General features: G+C 69.1%; 16 protein-coding genes. 8 read left to right on the top strand and 8 right to left on the bottom strand.

The annotated features are described in order from the left end of the window. Positions 1-5: 5 nt before the first annotated feature. Positions 6-686: an MtrAB system response regulator MtrA gene (gene mtrA, locus D7252_RS11955; RefSeq protein WP_120775590.1), complete on the bottom strand. Its 681-nt coding sequence runs from the start codon at positions 684-686 to the stop codon at positions 6-8. Positions 687-783: 97 nt separating this feature from the next. Here mtrA and D7252_RS11950 point away from each other — a divergent pair, with 97 nt between their 5' ends. The 5 genes from D7252_RS11950 to D7252_RS11930 all read left to right on the top strand — a co-directional run bounded on the left by D7252_RS11950 (position 784) and on the right by D7252_RS11930 (position 6,317). After that, complete coding sequence (locus tag D7252_RS11950) at positions 784-2,166, top strand: hypothetical protein (RefSeq protein ID WP_120776944.1); 1,383 nt, start codon at positions 784-786, stop codon at positions 2,164-2,166. Continuing rightward, a complete protein-coding gene (locus D7252_RS11945) occupies positions 2,163-2,804 on the top strand; it encodes a DUF4129 domain-containing protein (protein WP_120775589.1) in 642 nt (213 codons plus the stop codon). The genes D7252_RS11950 and D7252_RS11945 overlap by 4 nt, the downstream gene beginning before the upstream one ends. Further along, entirely contained in the window at positions 2,801-3,988 is a 1,188-nt protein-coding gene (locus D7252_RS11940) for a DUF4350 domain-containing protein (protein ID WP_120775588.1), read from the top strand. The genes D7252_RS11945 and D7252_RS11940 overlap by 4 nt, the downstream gene beginning before the upstream one ends. 97 nt (positions 3,989-4,085) lie before the next feature. Next, positions 4,086-5,009 carry a MoxR family ATPase gene (locus tag D7252_RS11935; RefSeq protein WP_251051322.1) on the top strand — a complete coding sequence of 308 codons (924 nt, stop codon included), beginning with the start codon at positions 4,086-4,088 and terminating at the stop codon, positions 5,007-5,009. Then, the gene (locus D7252_RS11930; protein WP_120775586.1) at positions 5,010-6,317 is read left to right on the top strand and encodes a DUF58 domain-containing protein; all 1,308 of its coding nucleotides are present in this window, start codon (positions 5,010-5,012) and stop codon (positions 6,315-6,317) included. Between the two features lie 10 nt (positions 6,318-6,327). Here D7252_RS11930 and D7252_RS11925 read toward each other — a convergent pair whose 3' ends face one another. Beyond that, positions 6,328-7,320 (bottom strand): stage II sporulation protein M, encoded by a 993-nt coding sequence (locus tag D7252_RS11925; protein ID WP_120775585.1) that lies wholly within the window; start codon positions 7,318-7,320, stop codon positions 6,328-6,330. 16 nt (positions 7,321-7,336) lie between these two features. On the opposite strand from D7252_RS11925, the gene D7252_RS11920 reads away from it, so the two are divergent. Further along, positions 7,337-8,146 (top strand): RDD family protein, encoded by an 810-nt coding sequence (locus D7252_RS11920; protein WP_120775584.1) that lies wholly within the window; start codon positions 7,337-7,339, stop codon positions 8,144-8,146. A gap of 10 nt (positions 8,147-8,156) precedes the next feature. Here the strand turns inward: D7252_RS11920 and ahcY are convergent, their stop codons facing one another. After that, positions 8,157-9,620 carry an adenosylhomocysteinase gene (gene ahcY / locus D7252_RS11915; protein ID WP_120775583.1) on the bottom strand — a complete coding sequence of 488 codons (1,464 nt, stop codon included), beginning with the start codon at positions 9,618-9,620 and terminating at the stop codon, positions 8,157-8,159. Positions 9,621-9,671: 51 nt separating this feature from the next. Then, entirely contained in the window at positions 9,672-9,878 is a 207-nt protein-coding gene (locus tag D7252_RS11910) for a DUF3499 family protein (protein WP_120775582.1), read from the bottom strand. A 76-nt stretch (positions 9,879-9,954) separates the two neighbouring features. On the opposite strand from D7252_RS11910, the gene D7252_RS11905 reads away from it, so the two are divergent. Further along, entirely contained in the window at positions 9,955-10,383 is a 429-nt protein-coding gene (locus tag D7252_RS11905; RefSeq protein WP_251050717.1) for a metallopeptidase family protein, read from the top strand. A 28-nt stretch (positions 10,384-10,411) separates the two neighbouring features. Here the strand turns inward: D7252_RS11905 and D7252_RS11900 are convergent, their stop codons facing one another. From D7252_RS11900 to manA, 4 genes are all read right to left on the bottom strand, one after another. Further along, a complete protein-coding gene (locus D7252_RS11900) occupies positions 10,412-11,794 on the bottom strand; it encodes a DUF5719 family protein (protein WP_120775580.1) in 1,383 nt (460 codons plus the stop codon). Beyond that, positions 11,791-14,874 (bottom strand): glycosyltransferase, encoded by a 3,084-nt coding sequence (locus D7252_RS11895; RefSeq protein WP_251050716.1) that lies wholly within the window; start codon positions 14,872-14,874, stop codon positions 11,791-11,793. Before D7252_RS11895 ends, D7252_RS11900 begins: the two co-directional genes overlap by 4 nt. Before the next feature lie 128 nt (positions 14,875-15,002). After that, on the bottom strand, positions 15,003-15,320 hold the full coding sequence (locus D7252_RS11890; RefSeq protein ID WP_116635434.1) for a WhiB family transcriptional regulator: 318 nt from the start codon (positions 15,318-15,320) through the stop codon (positions 15,003-15,005). A 95-nt stretch (positions 15,321-15,415) separates the two neighbouring features. Continuing rightward, a complete protein-coding gene (gene manA / locus D7252_RS11885) occupies positions 15,416-16,582 on the bottom strand; it encodes a mannose-6-phosphate isomerase, class I (protein ID WP_120776943.1) in 1,167 nt (388 codons plus the stop codon). Between the two features lie 68 nt (positions 16,583-16,650). On the opposite strand from manA, the gene D7252_RS11880 reads away from it, so the two are divergent. Continuing rightward, positions 16,651-18,066, top strand: a complete 1,416-nt coding sequence (locus D7252_RS11880; protein ID WP_120775579.1) for an O-antigen ligase — start codon at positions 16,651-16,653, stop codon at positions 18,064-18,066. Positions 18,067-18,074: the final 8 nt, after the last annotated feature.

The raw sequence follows: 18,074 nt of genomic DNA, 5'->3' as shown, positions 1-18,074 counted from the left end.
TGCGCCTAGCCGACGCTCCCGGCACGGTAGCCGACACCGCGCACGGTCATCACGATCTTCGGGTTGTCCGGGTCGAGCTCGACCTTGGCGCGCAGCCGCTGGACGTGGACGTTCACAAGCCGCGTGTCGGCCTTGTAGTGGTAGCCCCAGACCTGCTCCAGCAGCATCTCTCGCGAGAAGACCTGCTGAGGCTTGGACGCCAGCGCGACGAGGAGCTGGAACTCGAGCGGCGTGAGTGCGATGGGCGCGGTGCCTCGGCGCACCTCGTGCGCGTCGACATCGACGGTGAGGTCTCCCACCTTCAGCTGCTCGCTGGTGGCCTGCGGCGTCGGTCGCAGTCGGGTACGGATACGGGCGACGAGTTCCTTCGGGTTGAAGGGCTTCACCATGTAGTCGTCGGCGCCGACCTCGAGGCCACGGACGACGTCGGCCGTGTCGCTCCGCGCGGTGAGCATGAGAATGGGGACGCCCGACTCGGCGCGGATGCGCGTGCAGATCTCGATGCCGTCCATACCCGGGAGCATGAGGTCGAGCAGCACCAGGTCAGGTCGCTGCGTGCGCCATTCGTCGACCGCGCGTGCACCATCGGCGCAGAACACCGGCTCAAAGCCTTCGGTGCGCAGCACGATGCCGATCATTTCGGCGAGCGCGGTGTCGTCGTCGACCACAAGGATCCGTGAGGTCATACCTGTTACCTTATGGCACCGGGTACCGCCCTCCGCAGGTCTGCGCACCACGCACGGGGATATGACACGATGGGAGCGCACGATGGAGGGAGTGCCTGTGAGCGGCCAGACGTGGACACCTGCCCCGAAGAAGGGGATCATTCCCCTCCATCCTCTGACATTCGGGATGCTGCTGGGAAAGGCCTTCGCTGCGCTGCGGCACAACCCCAAGGTCCTCTTCGGATTCGCGGTCGTGATCCAGCTCATCGTCGTGGTGGCCACGGCGGGCGTGATGGGCGTGGTGCTCTTCACGACCTTCTCGCGACTGGAGACCGTCCCTCCATCCTCCCCCGACTTCGAAGCCGTGATGGCGGGCACGATCGCGATCAACATCGTCGCGGGACTCGCCGTCGGTCTGACCTCGATCGCCTTCACGGCCATGATGCAGGGCGTCGTGGCGGCGGAGGTCGGCTACGCCTCCATCGGCGTGAAGGCGAGTCTTCGGATGCTCTGGCGGAAGATGGCTCCGTCGTTCTGGCGACTGGCCGGCTTCGCTTCGCTGTCGGTGCTCGCGGTGTTCGGTATCTTCGCGATCGTCGCGGTGATCATCGGCGCCTTCGTGGCAGGCGGGCTCGGCGGCACCGTCGAATCCATCGGTCTCATCGTCCTCATCGTGATCCTCATCGCCCTGGCATGCATTCCGCTGGCCGTGTGGTTGACCACCAAACTGCTGCTGGTGCCGTCCATCCTCGTGCTGGAACGTGCCCGATTCCGGGACGCGTTCGTCCGCTCCTGGCGCCTGACTCGTGGTCGCTTCTGGGTCGCGTTCGGCGTGACCTTCCTCATCAGCGTCATCATGGGGCTGGCGATGCAGGTCGTGAGCATCCCGGTCACTCTGCTGGGCTCGTTGCTGGGATCCGTCGTGGCACCCACCGGCTCACCCGAACCCAGCGCGGTCGTCGGCTTCGTCCTCACCCTTCTCGCGCCGCAGATCCTGCTGCTGGTGTTGCAGGCGATCACCCTGGTCGTGCAGAGCACCGGTTCGGCGCTCGTGTACCTCGATTGCCGGATGCGGTACGAGGGACTGGATCAGACGCTCATCGCGCACGTCGAGCGTCGAGACCTCGGCTGGACCGAGGAGCAGCTGGGCGACCCGTTCGCTGTCGATCCTGCGCGCGCAGTGACGAGCGCTCCGCCGCCCAAGCAGGTACCGGAACACGTGATGATGACCCAGGGCTACGGCTATCCGCAGCCCGGTGGACAGCCGATCCCCGGTCAGGGCTATCCGCCGCCGTATGGGGCACCCCAGTACGGCACACAGCCCTACGGGGCACAGGCGGTGCCGCCCGCTGCTGCGCCCCTCCCACCGGGCGCGACGGATGCTCCTGCGATGCCGTCTCCCGCCGGCCCCGAGTCGGCGTCCGCACCGAACGAGAGCCCCTGGGCCTCCCCCGCTGACGGTGGTTGGACAGCCCCGGGCAGCGGTGACGGCAGGGCATGATCCGAGTGACCGACGACCCGTTCGTCCCCGACGGGGACGAAGCCCGCCGCTGGGCGGAGGAAGAGCTCTCCAATCCGCGTTACGCGGAGGCGAAGCCGACATGGTTCGATCTCGTCGCCCGCGACATCGGGCGCTTCCTCGCCGATCTGTTCAGTTCCGACAACGGGGCGAACATCGGGCCGTCCGCGCTCATCATCGTGACGGTGCTGATCGCCGCGGCACTGATCACGGCCCTCATCTTCTGGGGCAGACCGCGCCGATCGCGAGCGGTACGCTCGGCGCGTACAGATCTGCTGGGCGCGAGCGATGATCGCAGCGCAGCCCAGTTGCGCTCGGACGCCGAACGCCGCGCGCGCGACGGCGACTGGGACGCCGCGGTGATCCTCCGATATCGCGCCATCGCGCGGAGCCTCCTCGAACGCGACCTGATCGATCCGGCTCCCGGCGCCACCGCGCAGTCGATCGCGCGCGCGGCGAGCGAGGTCTTCACAGACGAAGCCTCAGCCATGCGCAACGCTGCCGTCGCGTTCGACGACGTGCGGTACCTGCGTCATCCGGCATCGGAAGAGCACTACCGTGAACTGGCGGCGACAGATGACCGCCTTCGGGCGCGGCGACCGGAAACGGTGCCCGCATGACGACGAGCAGCCCCGCAACGATCGAGTCGTCGACGGCGGCACGGCGACCACAGCGAATCCGTTCCGTCGTCGGATGGATCATCATCGTCGTGCTGGTGCTCGCCGTCGCGTTCGTCGCCCTGCGCGTGAGCGCGGCGGCCCCGGGCGCGCGCGGTGCGCTCGACCCGGAGGGGCGCGACGACTCGGGTGCACTGGCGCTGGCGGAGATCCTTCGCGATCAGGGGGTCGAGGTGTCGGTCTTCCGGTCGCGTGCGGAGGCACGATCGGCGATCGACGATGAGACGACCTTGGTGATGACGAACCCGTACACACTCAGCGACGAGGCGCTCGCCGAACTCATCGCCCCCGCGGAACGGGTCGTCTTCCTCTCGACCGGGACTCATCTGCTGCGCGTGCTCGACATCGGCGAGAACGCCCCCGGGAGTTCCTCGCCGCGGGAGGCCGAGTGCTCCGTGCCCGAGTTCGCCCGCGTCGGGGAGATCCGCGCCGATCGTTTCTTCTCCCCCGCCGACGAGGTCACGGGCTGCTTCGGGTCCGCGGACGGCGATGCCGTGCTCATCGACGACCGCGACGGCGTCCGCCGCACCCTCGTCGAGGGCTCACGACTCTTCAGCAACGCCTACCTCGCGGAGAACGGCAATGCGGCTCTGGCGCTCGCGCTCCTCGGCCAGAGCGAGCGGGTGGTCTGGTACGTGCCGTCCTTCGGCGACACCGACATCGAGGGCGAGTCTCCCGACACGCTCGGCAGCCTCACGCCGCCATGGGTCACGCCGGTGATCCTGCTGATCCTCATCGCCGGGATCGCCGCAGCCATCTGGCGCGGCCAGCGCTTCGGTCCGCTCGTGGCCGAGACTCTTCCGGTCACGGTGCGCGCCTCGGAGACCATGCACGGCCGGGCACGCCTGACGGCGAAGGCCGGGGACGCCGCACACGCCGGACAGGCCTTGCGCGACGGTTCTCGGCGCCGGCTGGCTCGCCGCCTGGCCCTGGCCGCGCACGCCACTGCAGACGAGGTCGCCGATGCGGCATCCGATCGCCTGGGAATCCCGCGCGGTACGCTGCAGACGCTCCTCGCCGGGCCGCTGCCGTCCGACGACTCGGCGCTCGTGGAACTGGCGCGACGCCTCGAGGAACTCGAGTCCGCCGTCGATGCCACCGGCCGCGCCCCGAAGGACGACCAATGAGTCACACCGACCGTCATACACCCACCACCACGGAAGCCGAGGGCATCACGTGACCGTTGAGAACACTCCTGCTGACGACGCCGCGCTGCGTCAGGCCATGCACAGGGTCCGCACCGAAGTCGACAAGGCGGTCGTCGGCCAGGCGGGTACCGTCACCGGACTTCTCGTGTCCCTTCTCGCCCGCGGTCACGTGCTCCTCGAAGGGGTGCCGGGTGTCGCGAAGACGCTGATCGTGCGTTCGTTCGCCCGGGCGCTGGGCCTGGACACGAAACGCGTGCAGTTCACGCCCGACCTCATGCCCGGCGACGTCACCGGCTCCCTCGTGTACGACGCACGCAGCGGCGAGTTCGATTTCCGTGCAGGGCCCGTCTTCACGCACATCCTGCTCGCGGACGAGATCAACCGCACGCCGCCGAAGACGCAGGCGGCACTGCTCGAGGCGATGGAAGAGCGCCAGGTATCGGCCGACGGGGCAAGCAGACCGCTCCCCGACCCCTTCCTGGTCGCGGCGACCCAGAACCCGATCGAGCATGAAGGCACGTACTCGCTGCCCGAGGCACAGCTCGACCGCTTCCTCATGAAGCTCGTGGTGGGCATGCCGGAACGCGACGCCGAGGTCGCCGTCCTCCGTCGACACGCTCAGGGCTTCTCGCCACGCGAGCTCACCGGGGTCGAACCTGTGGTCAGTGCGGCCGAGATCCGCGCGGCGCAGGAGGCTGCCGGGCGCGTCGAGGTGACCGACGATGTCCTCGGCTACGTCGTCGACCTCGCCAGAGCGACCCGCCAATCGCCCTCCGTGGAGTTGGGTGCGAGCCCCCGCGCCTCGACCGGACTGCTCGCCGCGGCGAAGGCATGGGCTTGGCTCAACGCCTCGACGGCAGTGACTCCCGACCACGTCCAGACCATGCTGGTCCCCGTGTGGCGCCACCGCCTGCAGCTGCGACCGGATGCACAGATGGAGGGAGTATCGGCAGATGCCGTGCTCACTTCGGTCGTGCAGCAGACCAGGGTTCCGATCTAGGTGTTCATCACCGGTCGCCTGGGCATCGCCCTCGCTGTGGGAGTGATCCCGCTCGTCCTCGCAGGCGCGGCGGGATATCCGGCGTACGCGGTGCTCGGCGGCTGGATCGCGCTGTGCCTGGTGCTGTCGGCCATCGATGTCGCAGGCGCCGCGAACCCTCGGTCGGTCACGGTGAGCCGACGAGTGCCTGCACGAGCGCGCATCGGCGAACCGGTTCCGGTGAGCGTCGCCCTGCACAATCACGGCTCCCGGATGCTCCATGCGGTGATCCGCGACGCCTGGCAGCCCACGGCCGGCGCGCCGACGGAACGTCAGCGACTGAGCGTCCCCGCAGGCGAGCGCGCACGCCTGACCTTCGGGCTGTTCCCACGCCGTCGGGGCGAGCTCGTCAGCGAATTCGTGATGATCCGCTCTCGTGGCCCCCTGGGTCTCGCCGGTCGACAGGCTCGGCATGACGTGCGCGGCGCCATCCGGGTCCTCCCCGCCTTCGCCTCGCGCAAGCACCTGCCGTCGAGATTGGCGCGACTCCGCGAGCTCGACGGGAACACGAGCATCCAGGTTCGAGGGCAGGGGACGGAGTTCGATTCGCTGCGCGAGTACGTCCGCGGAGATGACGTGCGGTCCATCGACTGGCGCGCCACCGCGCGAGCGGGGACGACGATGCTTCGCACGTGGCGCCCGGAACGCGACCGTCATGTGGTCATCATCATCGACACCGGACGCACTGCGGCGGCGCGTGTCGGCGACGGCACCCGCGTCGACGCGTCGCTCGAAGCGGCCCTGCTGCTCGCTGCGCTTGCCTCGCGTGCCGGCGATCACGTTCACCTGCTGATGTACGACCGGGTGGTCCGCGGACGCGTGAGCGGGATCGACGGTGCCGCCCTCCTGCCCGCGATGACCGACGCGATGGCGCCCGTGCACGCGCGTCTCGTCGATACCGACTGGCACGGCGCTTTCGGTGCCGTGCGCAGCCTGACCAATCGCCCCTCGCTCATCGTCGTGCTGACGGCACAGGATGCCGCCGAATCGGCCAGAGGGTTCCTCGGGGCGTTCCCGAACGCATCTCGGGCGACGACCGTGCTCGTCGGTTCCGTCACAGATGACGACATCAGTACGCTCGCCCGCCGACGGGGGTCGCGCGAGGAGATCTACCTCGCCGCCGCGGCGGAACACGCCATCCACGACGCGGAGAATGTCGCCGACGCGATCCGACGGGCAGGCGGCGAGGCCATCGCCGCCGACCCGGAGGATCTTCCTCCTCGCATCGCCGACCGCTACCTGGAGCTCAAGGCAGCCGGACGGCTGTGAACGGACCTGGTCAGCCGGCGACCAGACGCGGCGTTCCGGCCTCGTACTCCACCAGGTCGCCGGTCTCCCCCAAGCGGTGAGCGCGCCCACCCGCAACGAGCATGTAGATCAGGAACACGGCAAGGGCCGCGGCACCGATGCCGATCTTCACCGGCCAGGGCAGCGCCCATCCGGTGACGAAGCCTTCGACGAGTCCCGCGAGGAACAACGCGAAGACCAGACCGATCGCCACCGTGGCGAGTGCCCTTCCCTGCTCGGCGAGCGCCTCTCCCCTTGAGCGCGGCCCTGGCGCCACCCACGCCCAGAACACATGCAGACCCGCCGCCGCGGCCACGAAGATGCATGTCAGCTCGAGCATGCCGTGCGGAAGGATGTACAGCACCATGACGTCAGCGCGGTCGTGCGCCGCCATCACCGCGCCGGAGACGCCGAGACCGAAGGCATTCTGAACGAGCATGTAGATCGGCCAGATGCCGGTGACGCCGAAGAGCACGCACTGCATCGCGATCCAGGCGTTGTTGGTCCAGACCATGCCCATGAAGACCGCCGCCGGATTCTCCGTGTAGTAGCCGGTGAAGCTCTCGTCGGCATACTGCTCCAACGCGTCCGGCGGGCCGAGGGTCGCGATCAGTGCGGGATCACTCGCGATCCAGGCGGCGGTGCCGACCGCGATCGCGACGAACGCCACAGCGATGATGAGCGTCGTCCACCGCAGTCGGTAGAGGGCAGCCGGAAGCTGCCGGCGGAAGAAGCGACCGGTCTGCGTCAGGATGCTGTCTGCCGCGCCCGTGAGACGAAGACGAGCTCGCACCAGGATGGTGGAGAGGTAATCGCCCTGCGGGGAATCCCCGATCGACGTCTTGAGTTCTGCGAGGTCGGCGGACGCGGCCCGATAGCGGACGATGAGCTCATCGACTCCCGCCCCGTCGAGCCGGGCGCGGCTGAGTTCCTCCAGTCGCTCCCATTCGGAGCGGCGAGCATCAGTCAGCGCATCGGCATCCACCTGATTTACTGTACTCATGTCCGTCCAGATCGATGCGTCCGATGAGGTGCTCTCCGGTGAGGCCGTCGCCATCGACGTGCAGCCGGTCGGGTTCCTCCTCCGAGCCGTCGGCGCACTGATCGACATGCTGCTCGGCTTCGCCGTCTTCATCCTGTGGATCTTCCTCCGTATCTGGCTCCTCGACGCCGGCATCCTGGACGACGCCACCGACCGCATCGCGACCGTGTCCGCGCTGGTGGTCAGTTTCGTCGTGCTGCCGATCACGATGGAGGTGGCGCTGAAGGGGCGCAGCCTGGGCAAGCTGGCCGTTGGCGGGCGCATCGTCCGTGTGGACGGGGGCGCTGCGGGTTTCCGCCACGCATTCATCCGCGCTCTTCTCGGTGTGCTGGAGATCTATATGACCCTCGGCGGGATCGCGGTGCTCACGGGAGCATTCAACGCGCGATCCCAGCGTCTCGGCGATCTGGTCGCCGGCACCTACAGCCAGCGGGTCCGCACCCCGAAGCTCGTCTCGCTCGCGCCCGTGCTTCCGCCGATGCTCGCAGGATGGGCCGAGATCGCGGATGTCGCACGCCTTCCCGACAGGCTCGCACGACGCATCTCCCAGTTCCTGCAGAGCGCGCCACGCATGATCCCCTCAGCGCGCGCCAGGGTGGCCCAGGATCTGCTCACCGAAGCGACTCCCTACGTGTCGCCGATGCCCCAGGCGCCTCCGGAAGCGGTGCTGGTGGGGATCACCGTTCTTCGCAGGGAGCGGGAGAGCCGCGCGTTGGCGAACTCCGACCGTCGCGCCGAGAAGCTCACCGGCCGCCGCATCGGCGTCTGAGCCTCTTCGGTCAGTAGCGGTAGTGTGCCAGCTTGTAGGGGCCGTCGACCGGAACCCCGATGTACGCCGCTTGACCGTCCGTCAGAGTCGTCAACTGCACCCCGAGAGCATCCAGGTGCAGGCGCGCCACCTTCTCGTCGAGAGCCTTCGGCAGCGTGTGCACCCCGGTCGGGTACGCGCCGACGTTCGTGAACAGCTCCAGCTGCGCGAGCACCTGATTGGTGAACGACGCACTCATCACGAAAGACGGATGTCCCGTGGCGTTGCCCAGATTCATCAGCCGCCCTTCGCTGAGCACCAGGACGCTCCGCCCGTTCGGCATCCGCCACTCGTGCACCTGCGGCTTGATCTCGATCTTCTCCGCACCATCCAGCGCCTCGAGGCCCGCCATGTCGATCTCGTTGTCGAAATGACCGACGTTGGCGACGATCGCGAGGTGCTTCAATGCCAGCAGGTGCTCGCAGGTGACGACGTCGCGGTTGCCGGTTCCCGTCACCACGATGTCGACCTCGCCGGCGACGTCGATCAGACGCGCCACCTGGAATCCGTCCATGGCCGCCTGCAGCGCGCAGATCGGGTCCACCTCGCTGACGATGACGCGGGCGCCTTGGCCCCGCAGAGCCTCGGCCGCGCCCTTGCCGACGTCGCCGTACCCGCAGACGAAAGCGACCTTGCCGCCGATCAAGACGTCCGTGGCACGGTTGAGCCCGTCGGGCAGCGAGTGACGGATGCCGTACTTGTTGTCGAACTTGCTCTTCGTGACCGAGTCGTTGACGTTGATGGCGGGAACGAGCAGCCCGCCGGCCGCGGCGAGCTCGTACAGCCGATGGACGCCGGTCGTCGTCTCCTCCGTGATCCCGACGAGGCCGGAGGCGACCTTGGTCCAGCGGTCCGGCGCTGCAGCCAGCGAACGGCGCAGGACGTCGAGGATGATCGTGTACTCCCGGGAGTCCGCTTGACCGCCCGCTGAGTCGAGGGCAGGATCGGGTACGGTTCCGGCATTCTCGAATTCCACACCCTTGTGCACCAGGAGGGTGGCATCGCCGCCGTCGTCGAGGATGAGGTTCGGTCCTTCGAAGCCGGTGGCGGACCAGTCGAAGATGCGCTCGGTGCACTCCCAGTATTCCTCGAGCGTCTCCCCTTTCCAGGCGAAGACGGGAACACCTGTCGGCTCGTCGACGGTCCCGTCCGGCCCCACCACGACGGCGGCGGCCGCCTCATCCTGGGTCGAGAAGATGTTGCAGCTCGCCCACCGCACCTCGGCGCCGAGCGCCACGAGGGTTTCGATCAGCACCGCCGTCTGAACGGTCATATGCAACGACCCGGCGATGCGCGCGCCTTTCAGCGGAAGCGCAGAGCCGAACTCGGCGCGGAGCGCCATGAGCCCCGGCATCTCGTTCTCCGCCAGCCGGAGCTGATGGCGTCCGGCTTCAGCGAGGGACAGATCGGCGACGCGGTAGTCGAGCTCGGGCATGTGCCCATTGTTCCACCCTGCACGGCGCGTGTGTCGGGATGCGTCCGTGAGTCAGGCGCGCAGGGCCTCGTGCCTGACGACAAGCCAACCGGCCGGCACGGAGAGGCGATCCGCATGCGGTGAACACAGGTCGTGCGCCTGCGGGTCGTTGGCAGCACCGAGGGGGCCGAGCGCCGCCATCTTGTCGCCGTAATCGTAAGTGAGAGTCGCCACGGCTTCTCGCGCGCATCCGACCTTCGAGCACAGTCTCTCGTCCATTGGAGTCAGGTTACGTGGGCCGGGAGCGCGGACACGGTTGCCGCGCCGCACCCACCGCAACGCCTAGACTTTCGACATGCCTCGTCGTCGTGCCACTCGCGCCGCTGCCGCTCCTCGGCGCGGGGCGCGACACGGTCGGCACGGACGACTCGGGCGCAGCGAGGTCGTGCGTCCTCCTCTCGCTCCGCTCGACGGTCGCCTCGATCGCTTCGACCTCACCGTCGGCACCGCGGTCGAGTTTCTTCGTGGCACCTGGCCCGAACTGCAGGAAGTGCGCTTCGAGATCGGCGCCATCCCGGGTTTCGACCCGGTGGACGAAGTCCCCCGGTGGCACCTCGACCGCGAGAATCAACGAATCGTCCTTTTCCGGCTTCCCATCGAGCGTCTCCTGCCTCCCGGCCATGACGACACCGCACACCGCCGGATGGCGATCGAGAGCGCCGTCTTCCGTGCGGCCGCCGAATACGTCGGCCGTGAGCCGTGGGATCTCGGTCACGACCACTGATCCCGGAGCGTCGCGAGGCACGTCGCCATCACGGATAGACGGTGATGGACTGCTCCGCTCCCGCCCCCGGCTGCACGGCGAGCACCGCCAACGCTCCAGGGGCGGTCATGCTCACAGCCCCGTGCACCGTGCCGGAGGGTCGGAGTCGATAGGTCGTGTCCGCCTCGACAGCGAGGCTGCGTGACGCCCCGGCCGGTACCACCACTTCCTGCGCGTCGCCGCCACCGACCGGCTCGAGCGACACCGTCGCATCCGTCTCCGTGGTGTTGACCAGCTGGAGCTGAGGGGACGGACCCGCAGGGATCGCGACGAGGACGTCGGAGTCGATCTCGGGCGCCGGAGTCACCCAGGCGAAGTCGGCCCCCGCGCCTTCTCCGTCGTGTTGGCGCACGGCCGCGACCACCGGCGCATCCGCCTCGACCTCGACCGAGTAGGTTCCCGGCTCGAGGCCGCTCAGCGCCGCGTCCGCCGGCTCGTCCGCGCGCAGCGGCACGGAGAACTCGCTCGCCGGCGCTGCCGATCCGGTGGGCCGGACACTGATGCGCGCCTGCGCGTCGGCTCCGGGCGCAAGCAGCCGCAGGACGGTCGTGTCGGCGTCGTCGCCGTCGACGGCGAACGTCTGGACGCCGGCGAGCACCACGTTCTCCTGGGCGCCGGCCACGGCCTCCTGCAGGTCGATGCCCGCGGGGTCGAGAACTCGGATCAGAGACGACTGCAGCACGGCTCGCACGGGCGCTCCGACCGACGTGACCTTCACCACGGGCGACTCGTTGCCGGCGGCGATCGACGTGAGCGGCAGGGCGACCTGCGTCCGCGGTGCGACGACCACTGTTCGCGCGCTCCGCAGAGTCCCGTAGACCGACAGGGTCACCGTCGTCGGCACCTCGGCCGCGTTGGTGAGGATGACGAGATCCGAGGTTCCGGTGCCGACGCTCCCCCCGACCAGCCAGGACTCCAGTCGAGGTTCGCCGCAGGGAAGCGCTGCGAGCCCTGCCAGATCGTCCGCCGCGACCGATACGGATTCCGCCGCGCCGATCAGTGGCACTTCACGTCCCTCCACCGTGCCCGTGAGAAGCCGCACCTCCCCGGCATCGATGAGGTCCGGCGTGTCGATCAGCTCGACGTCGGGAGCGCCGTTCGTGCCGTCGGCGGTGAACTCGGGGGATGCCGCAGAGCGCATGTCCAGCGGTGCCGACGAGTCCCGTCCTAGCGCACGGAGGTCACCATTGCACACCAGCACGCTGTCGCCCGGCAGCGGAGTCACTTCGACGCTCGCCGGTTCGTGGGTGACCTGCGGCCAAGCGGCGTGGACGCCGACGGTGACGCCGACCACGCAGGCCACGGCGACGACGACGCCGGTCACGAGGCGGGCGCCGGTGGTCGCCACTCGAAACGCGCGGGTGCCGTTCATCGTTGCTCCTCTTCGGCCTCGTCGTGTTCAGCCCTGTCTTGTCGGGCCTCGTCGTGTTCGGCCCCGTCCTGTCGGGCCTCGTCGTGTTCGGCCCCGTCCTGCCGGGCCTCGTCGTTGACGACGTCGCCGGATTCGTCGCGATCGACGGGTGCGTCGGGCAGCTCGTCGCGGGGAGGCTCATCGGCGGTGACCATCGCGACGGGGGTGGCGTTGGTCGCGGCTGCGTGATCGTCTTCCGCCTCACGATCCTCGGCGTGTCGCGGGAGGACGAGCGGCTCTTCCGGGACACGACCGACGATCCGCGAGCGTGAACGCGCCGCACGACGTGACGCGCGCGTCGGGATCGACAGCAGCAGCGCCGCGAGGACGGCGACGATCTGCAGCGTGATCACCAGCCGGGCGGTGGCCTTCTCCGCGACGGTCAACGGCGCGGGGCCGGCGGGATCGACCTCCAGCCGCCACAGGACACCGCGGTCGGTGTTTCCGGCGTGCACGAAGCCGGGCCGTTGATCGATCGATGCCACGGCTGTCGCGCGCAGCGAGCGCGCCTTGTCGCCCTCGCCTCCGGCCGTCTCAGCGAGCAGCACGTAGCTGATGCCGTGGCCCGCGAGTTCTGCCGGGGCATCGAATGCGCGCGCGGAGATGATGTCGACGCTGAGGGTCGTGATGTCCGTGCCCTGCGGAGCCGTGGCCGTCGACATCATGGCGGTCTGAGCGCCGAGGGTCTCACTCGCCCCCCGCACGACCTCGACGGCGAGCCCCCCGTCGTTCTGCGGCGTGAGCACGAGCGTCGAGATCGAGGGGTCGTCTGCGGCCTGGGCCGCGACGTAGGCAGGGAGGGTCGATTCGGGACCGTTCGTCAGCACGGACCGCCCGCCGTGGAACGCCGTGAGGGCGGGCACAGCGCAGACCACCAGCGCCACCGCGGTGACAGCGGTGGCGGCGAGGCGCACGCGCGGATGAGTGAGCGCCGTGTCCAGCGTGACCAGCGCCGCCCCGATCACACCGAGCCAGGCGAGGCTCAAGCCGGCGCCCGGCCAGATCGCGACCGGCACTCCCTGGGTGAAACTCACGGAGACTCCGACGGCGAGGAAGGCCGTCGCCATGCCGGAGAGAGCGACGACCAGCAGGGTGATTCCGGCCCGCCAACGCGGTGCGACCGCCGAGGCGAGAGCGAGCAGAGCGAGGGGCGCGAACAACAACGGCGCCCAGGCCCCGAACTCCGTCGGAACGACCGCAGTCCATCCCCCGAGATCGGCCGTGGGAAAACCTGTCGCGAGCGCGTGGCGGCCCACGGCATCCGCCGACGCCTGCGGGCCCACCCAGATGAGCCCGGGGTCGCCCAGCAGCGAAAGCAGGCGTCCGTGGGCGAGTTGCCACAGCACGACCGGCGCGAAGAGCAGCGCAGCGGGAACCGGAAGCCACAGCAGTCGCCCGGCGCCGCGGAACCGCGCGCCGGCGAGCGTGATGCCGATGGCGATGATCCAGAGCAGGGCGAGCGCCGGTGCGAGCGATGGTGCGCAGGCGAGCACGGCCGCGAGGAAGAGGGATGCCGCGCCGGCCGCGCCCCACGACCGGTGGGCGACGGCTGCCGCGTGGAAGAGCCACGGAAGGAGCAGATGGGCGAGCACGGCAGACGGGCGCCCGTCGACCAGAGCAGTGAGGAAGGTGGGCGCCACCGCCCATGCGACGCCGGCGAAGATACGCAGACCCGCGCGATCGGTGACGCGGGTCGCGGCGAACCACCCACCGAGAACGGCGAGCGGGAGGGCGAGTATCCAGAGGAGGACGAGGATGAAAGAGGGCTCGCCGGGCCAGAGGGTGCCGATGACGGCGATGAGCGCGGCGAACGGGTCAGCCGGACCGACCAGATCCACCCCGACGCCGCGGAGCCCCCACGCAGCGTCGTCCCAAAGCGCGGCGACCGTTTCACGGAGTGGCAGCAGGCCGCCGCCCCCGATGGCGGGCCAGGCCAGGACTGTGGTGAACGAGGCGATGCTCACCACCAGCGCGGCCAGCACTGCCCATGCTCCTCCTCCCGAGAAGAAGCGCAGCTCGCTGACAGCGCCGCCCTCGCTGCCGTGCCCGTCGTCTAGTCGCCGACGCAGTTGCAGCGACGTCACTCGCAGAGGAGCGATACTCGCCCAGGTCGACGCGCGGAACGCGCGGATCCGCGCACGCGAGCGCACGATCGCGCCGACACGCACCATCGCGGTCACCGCCGCAGCCCACTCGGGTATCACCGCTTCCGGTCGCTTGCCGATCAGCTGTGTGATCGAGCGCCACAGCGCCAGAGGAAGGAGCGAGAGCCAGTGCAGGGGAACCGTCGGGGCCGGCGCGTACGCGAGTCGGCGGTGCAACTGCGCGAGCCGCCGCACGTACGCGCGGCGCCAGGTGCTGGAAGGAAGGGCGGCCGGGCCCCCGGGAGAGACGGAGATCCGCGCGCTCGGCGCGAGGACGACGCGCCCGCCGCCGAGTCGCGCCCGCACTCCCAGATCGAGTCCTTCGTCGGCTCCGGCGAGGGCAGGATCGGGACGCAGGGCGTCCCGGACTTCGCCTCGGATGAGCATTCCGCGGATGTCGGCCCCGAGTGCATCGTCCATGCCGTCGTGCTGGCCCTGGTCGAGTTCTCCCGCCGCCAACTCCACCGAGCGTCCCAGGGTGGTCATCGTGACGCCCAGTGAGACGATCTCACGGTCATTGTCGGTCGCCACCAGCTTCGGGGCGATGATCGCCGCGGATGGGGAGCGTTCCAGCACTCCGCTGAGGCGCTCGAGCGCCCGCGGGTGCGGTGCGGTGTCCTGGGCGAGCAGCCAGACGGCCGAGCCTTCGAGCACGCGGGGTCGCGCGAGCTCGACCGCTTCAGCGAACGACGTCGTCGACCGAGCCTCGATGATCCCCTCGACGGTGGTGGCGATCGCCTCGCTTTCTCGGGCCGAGGTCGCGTCGCCGCACATGACGAGGGTGACGGCGGCCGCCGGACTCGTCTGGGTGCGGACGGCTTCGAGAGTGCGGAGGAGTTGCGCGCGGGCAGAGGATCCGGGGCGCGCGACGATGATGGCGTGAACTCGGGCTGGCATGACGTGGTCAGCCTATGCGCGCGATGACCGTGGCGAAGACACCGGACGCGGCGCGCCCGCGAAGTACACCGGACGCGGTGCGACCGTGACGTTCACCAGGATGCGGCGCGACCGCGCCCCGATCCGTCTCAGCTCGCGCGGCGCTTGAGCTTGCGGCGTTCGCGCTCGGAGAGTCCGCCCCAGATGCCGAAGCGCTCATCGTTGTTGAGTGCGTACTCGAGGCATTCTCCGCGGACGTCGCAGGTGGTGCAGATGCGCTTGGCGTCTCTCGTGGAGCCGCCCTTCTCGGGGAAGAAGGCCTCGGGATCGGTCTGGGAGCACAATGCGTCGCTCTGCCAGGCGAGGGCGTTGTCGTCCTCGGCGTTCGGCTTCCGAACCCCCGGTACTCCGAGGTTGATCGGGTCGACGAACCAGTTCTCCGGTACGTCGGAACGGTATCCCGTCATCTCGAACTCCAACCTCTGTATCCGCCCCCGGCGGGCCGTGCTGAACTAATTACACTCGTGTCATTCGCTCGGGTCAAGTCGCGGATCGTAAACCCTCAATCGACTCTTGAAGGTTCTTGCGCCCGCATCGGCGTGTCGCGTCCCGGTGCCGCGATGAAGGCCTCGCCGTGGCCGGAGAGCGTGATCGCCCCCTCGTCGTCGGTCACGAAGGCGACCGCACCGACCGCCACGTCCCGCCCGTCTCCAGCGGAGGCGGTGACGGTGACCGTTCCGACAGTGGCCAGCACCATCGTCGGGCCGGAGACCTCGCGCCGGACCGGCTCCCCGGTCAGAGCGACCCGCTCGAGCGCGAAGTCGGCCACCGGCACGGGGTACGCGGTCACCGCGCCGTCGACGGAGGGGCGCAGTACCGGCACCTCGCCGGGCGTCGTGTCGAGGATCGACAGCAGTTCGGGTACATCGATGCGCTTGGGGGTGAGTCCGCCGCGGAGCACGTTGTCGCTCGCGGCCATGATCTCCACACCCAGCCCGGAGAGGTACGCGTGCAGCAGGCCGGCGCGAAGGAAGATCCCCTCGCCGCGACGCAGTACGACATGATTCATCAACAGTGCGACGACGACGCCGGCGTCCCCGGGATACACCTTCGCGACGCCCGCGATCATCCGGAGCGTGGGCGCCCACTCGCCGGCATCCGATTCCGCCGCCGACGCCACTGCCGCCACGATGTCGTCCACCTCGGACTGCGCCTCCCCTCCGAGGAGCCAGCCGATCACGTCACGCAGCACATCGCCCTCGGCACTCAACCGCCGCCGCAGCTCCACGACACCGGCGTGATCGTCGAGGACGTCCAGCAAAGCCATCGTGGCCGGGATCGGACGCAACCCGCTCAGGGACTCGAATCGATCGCTCAGCGCGACGATGAGTTCGGGCTTGTGGTTGTCGTCCCGGTAGTTCCGCTCCGGGTCATCCCCGGAGAGCCCCTTCTCCCGCTCCCATCCCGCACGCGCCTGCTCTCGCGTGGGATGCACCTGGATCGAGAGGGGCCGGCCCGCAGCCAGCAGCTTCAGCAGATACGGAAGAGTGCCGCCGGTGATCTGATCCAGCGTTCCTCCTCCTGCGACGTCGGCTGGATCTCCGGGATGATCCCCGAACCAGACCTCCGCCTCGGGGGCACCAGAGGGCGCGCGTCCCTCGAGTCCGGCGAGAAGAGTGTCCGATCCCCAGGCGTAGTCGCGGGGCGCGTTCGTCAGGCTCAGCAGCATGAACCCAGCGTAGAGGCGCTCAGCGATGCACACAGACGCACCTGGCCGGGCGCTGTAGCCTGAACCGGATGGCCCAGTACACCAAGCATCCGGTGGCGGCCCCGCCCACCGCGCCGGAACGCGAGTCGACGGGGCATCTCCTGCTGCGCAGCTACGTGATCTTCACGCTCTTCGTGACCTTCGCCCACTCTGCGGTCTACAACCTGCTCGGCATGTTCGGCGCCGCCATCGTGCTCGCGACCCTCACCCTCGCGACGGTCGCCATCGGCGTGCCGATGCTGACGCGCAACCGGCCCCAGCCGTTCCGTTGGCGACGACTCCCCTGGGCGGCTCTCGGTTACACCACCTTCGCGCTCGTGTCCGTCGCATGGTCGCAGTGGCGCGGGCCGACGCTGCTCACCTGGGCGCTGCTCGCCGCCGTCACAGTGCACGCCCTGTTCATCGCCCACGTCCTCACCTGGCACGAGATCATCCGTGCTCTCTCGTCGACGTTCAAGTGGATCCTCGGCCTGTCCCTGCTGTTGGAGCTCTGGGTCTCGTTGGTCCTGCACGACCCGCTGCTGCCGAACTTCACGGACCTGCCGGACGGCGACATCGATCCGCAGTGGTACTGGGTACGCGACAACCTCTTCGACGGCGGCCGGATCCAGGGGATCGTCGGCAACGCGAACCTGCTGGCGATCATCTCTCTGTTCGCGATCATCACCTTCGGAGTGCTCTTCGCCGCGCGAGCACGGTGGCGGACGACCCTCGGGCTGTGGACGCTCCTCGCCGCCTACTTCCTGATCCGCACCTCTTCGGCGACCGCGTTCGTCTGCGCCGCCGCCGCAGCGGTGGTCCTCGTCGTCGCCCTCCTGATGCGACGCGCCACGACCCCCGCTGCGCGCACGCGCATCTATGTGATCGCCATCGGCACCACCGTCGCGGCGCTGCTGGCCGTCTGGCTGCTGCGCGACGTCCTCCTCGGTCTCCTCGGCCGCAGCTCGGACCTCACCGGCCGCTCGGACAAGATCTGGACCAAGGTGCTCGAGCGCGCGGCGGAGCATCCGATCGTCGGCAACGGCTTCTCGAGCCCGTGGATTCCCCAGGACCCGGCGTTCGACGGCTGGATCACCGACCACGGCATCACGGTGTTCCACGCGCACAACATGTGGCTGGACGTACTGCTTCAACTCGGCGTCGTCGGGGTCGTCCTGATGGCCGTCGCCTATCTCAGCCTGCTGTGGCGATCGTGGTTCTTCGCCGTGGACCGTCCGCGGTGGGATCTGAACTCCGCACGCAACTTCTCGCCGCTCACTCTGCTGCCGAGCCTGTTCACCGTCGTCCTCCTCGTCCAGGGCCTGTCGGAATCCACGCCCATCATGCTCTGGGGCTGGATGCTCCTGATCATGCTTTCGTTCAAGCTCAAGTCCGTGCCGCTCGTGGGCGTGGGCGAGCGGGATCTCCTGTTCGAGCGCGGCGCGCGCCCACGGCGGGTCCCGTGACGCAGGGT

The organism is Microbacterium sp. CGR2 (assembly GCF_003626735.1).
GTDB lineage: Bacteria > Actinomycetota > Actinomycetes > Actinomycetales > Microbacteriaceae > Microbacterium.
This window is presented reverse-complemented; position numbering and strand designations above follow the sequence as displayed.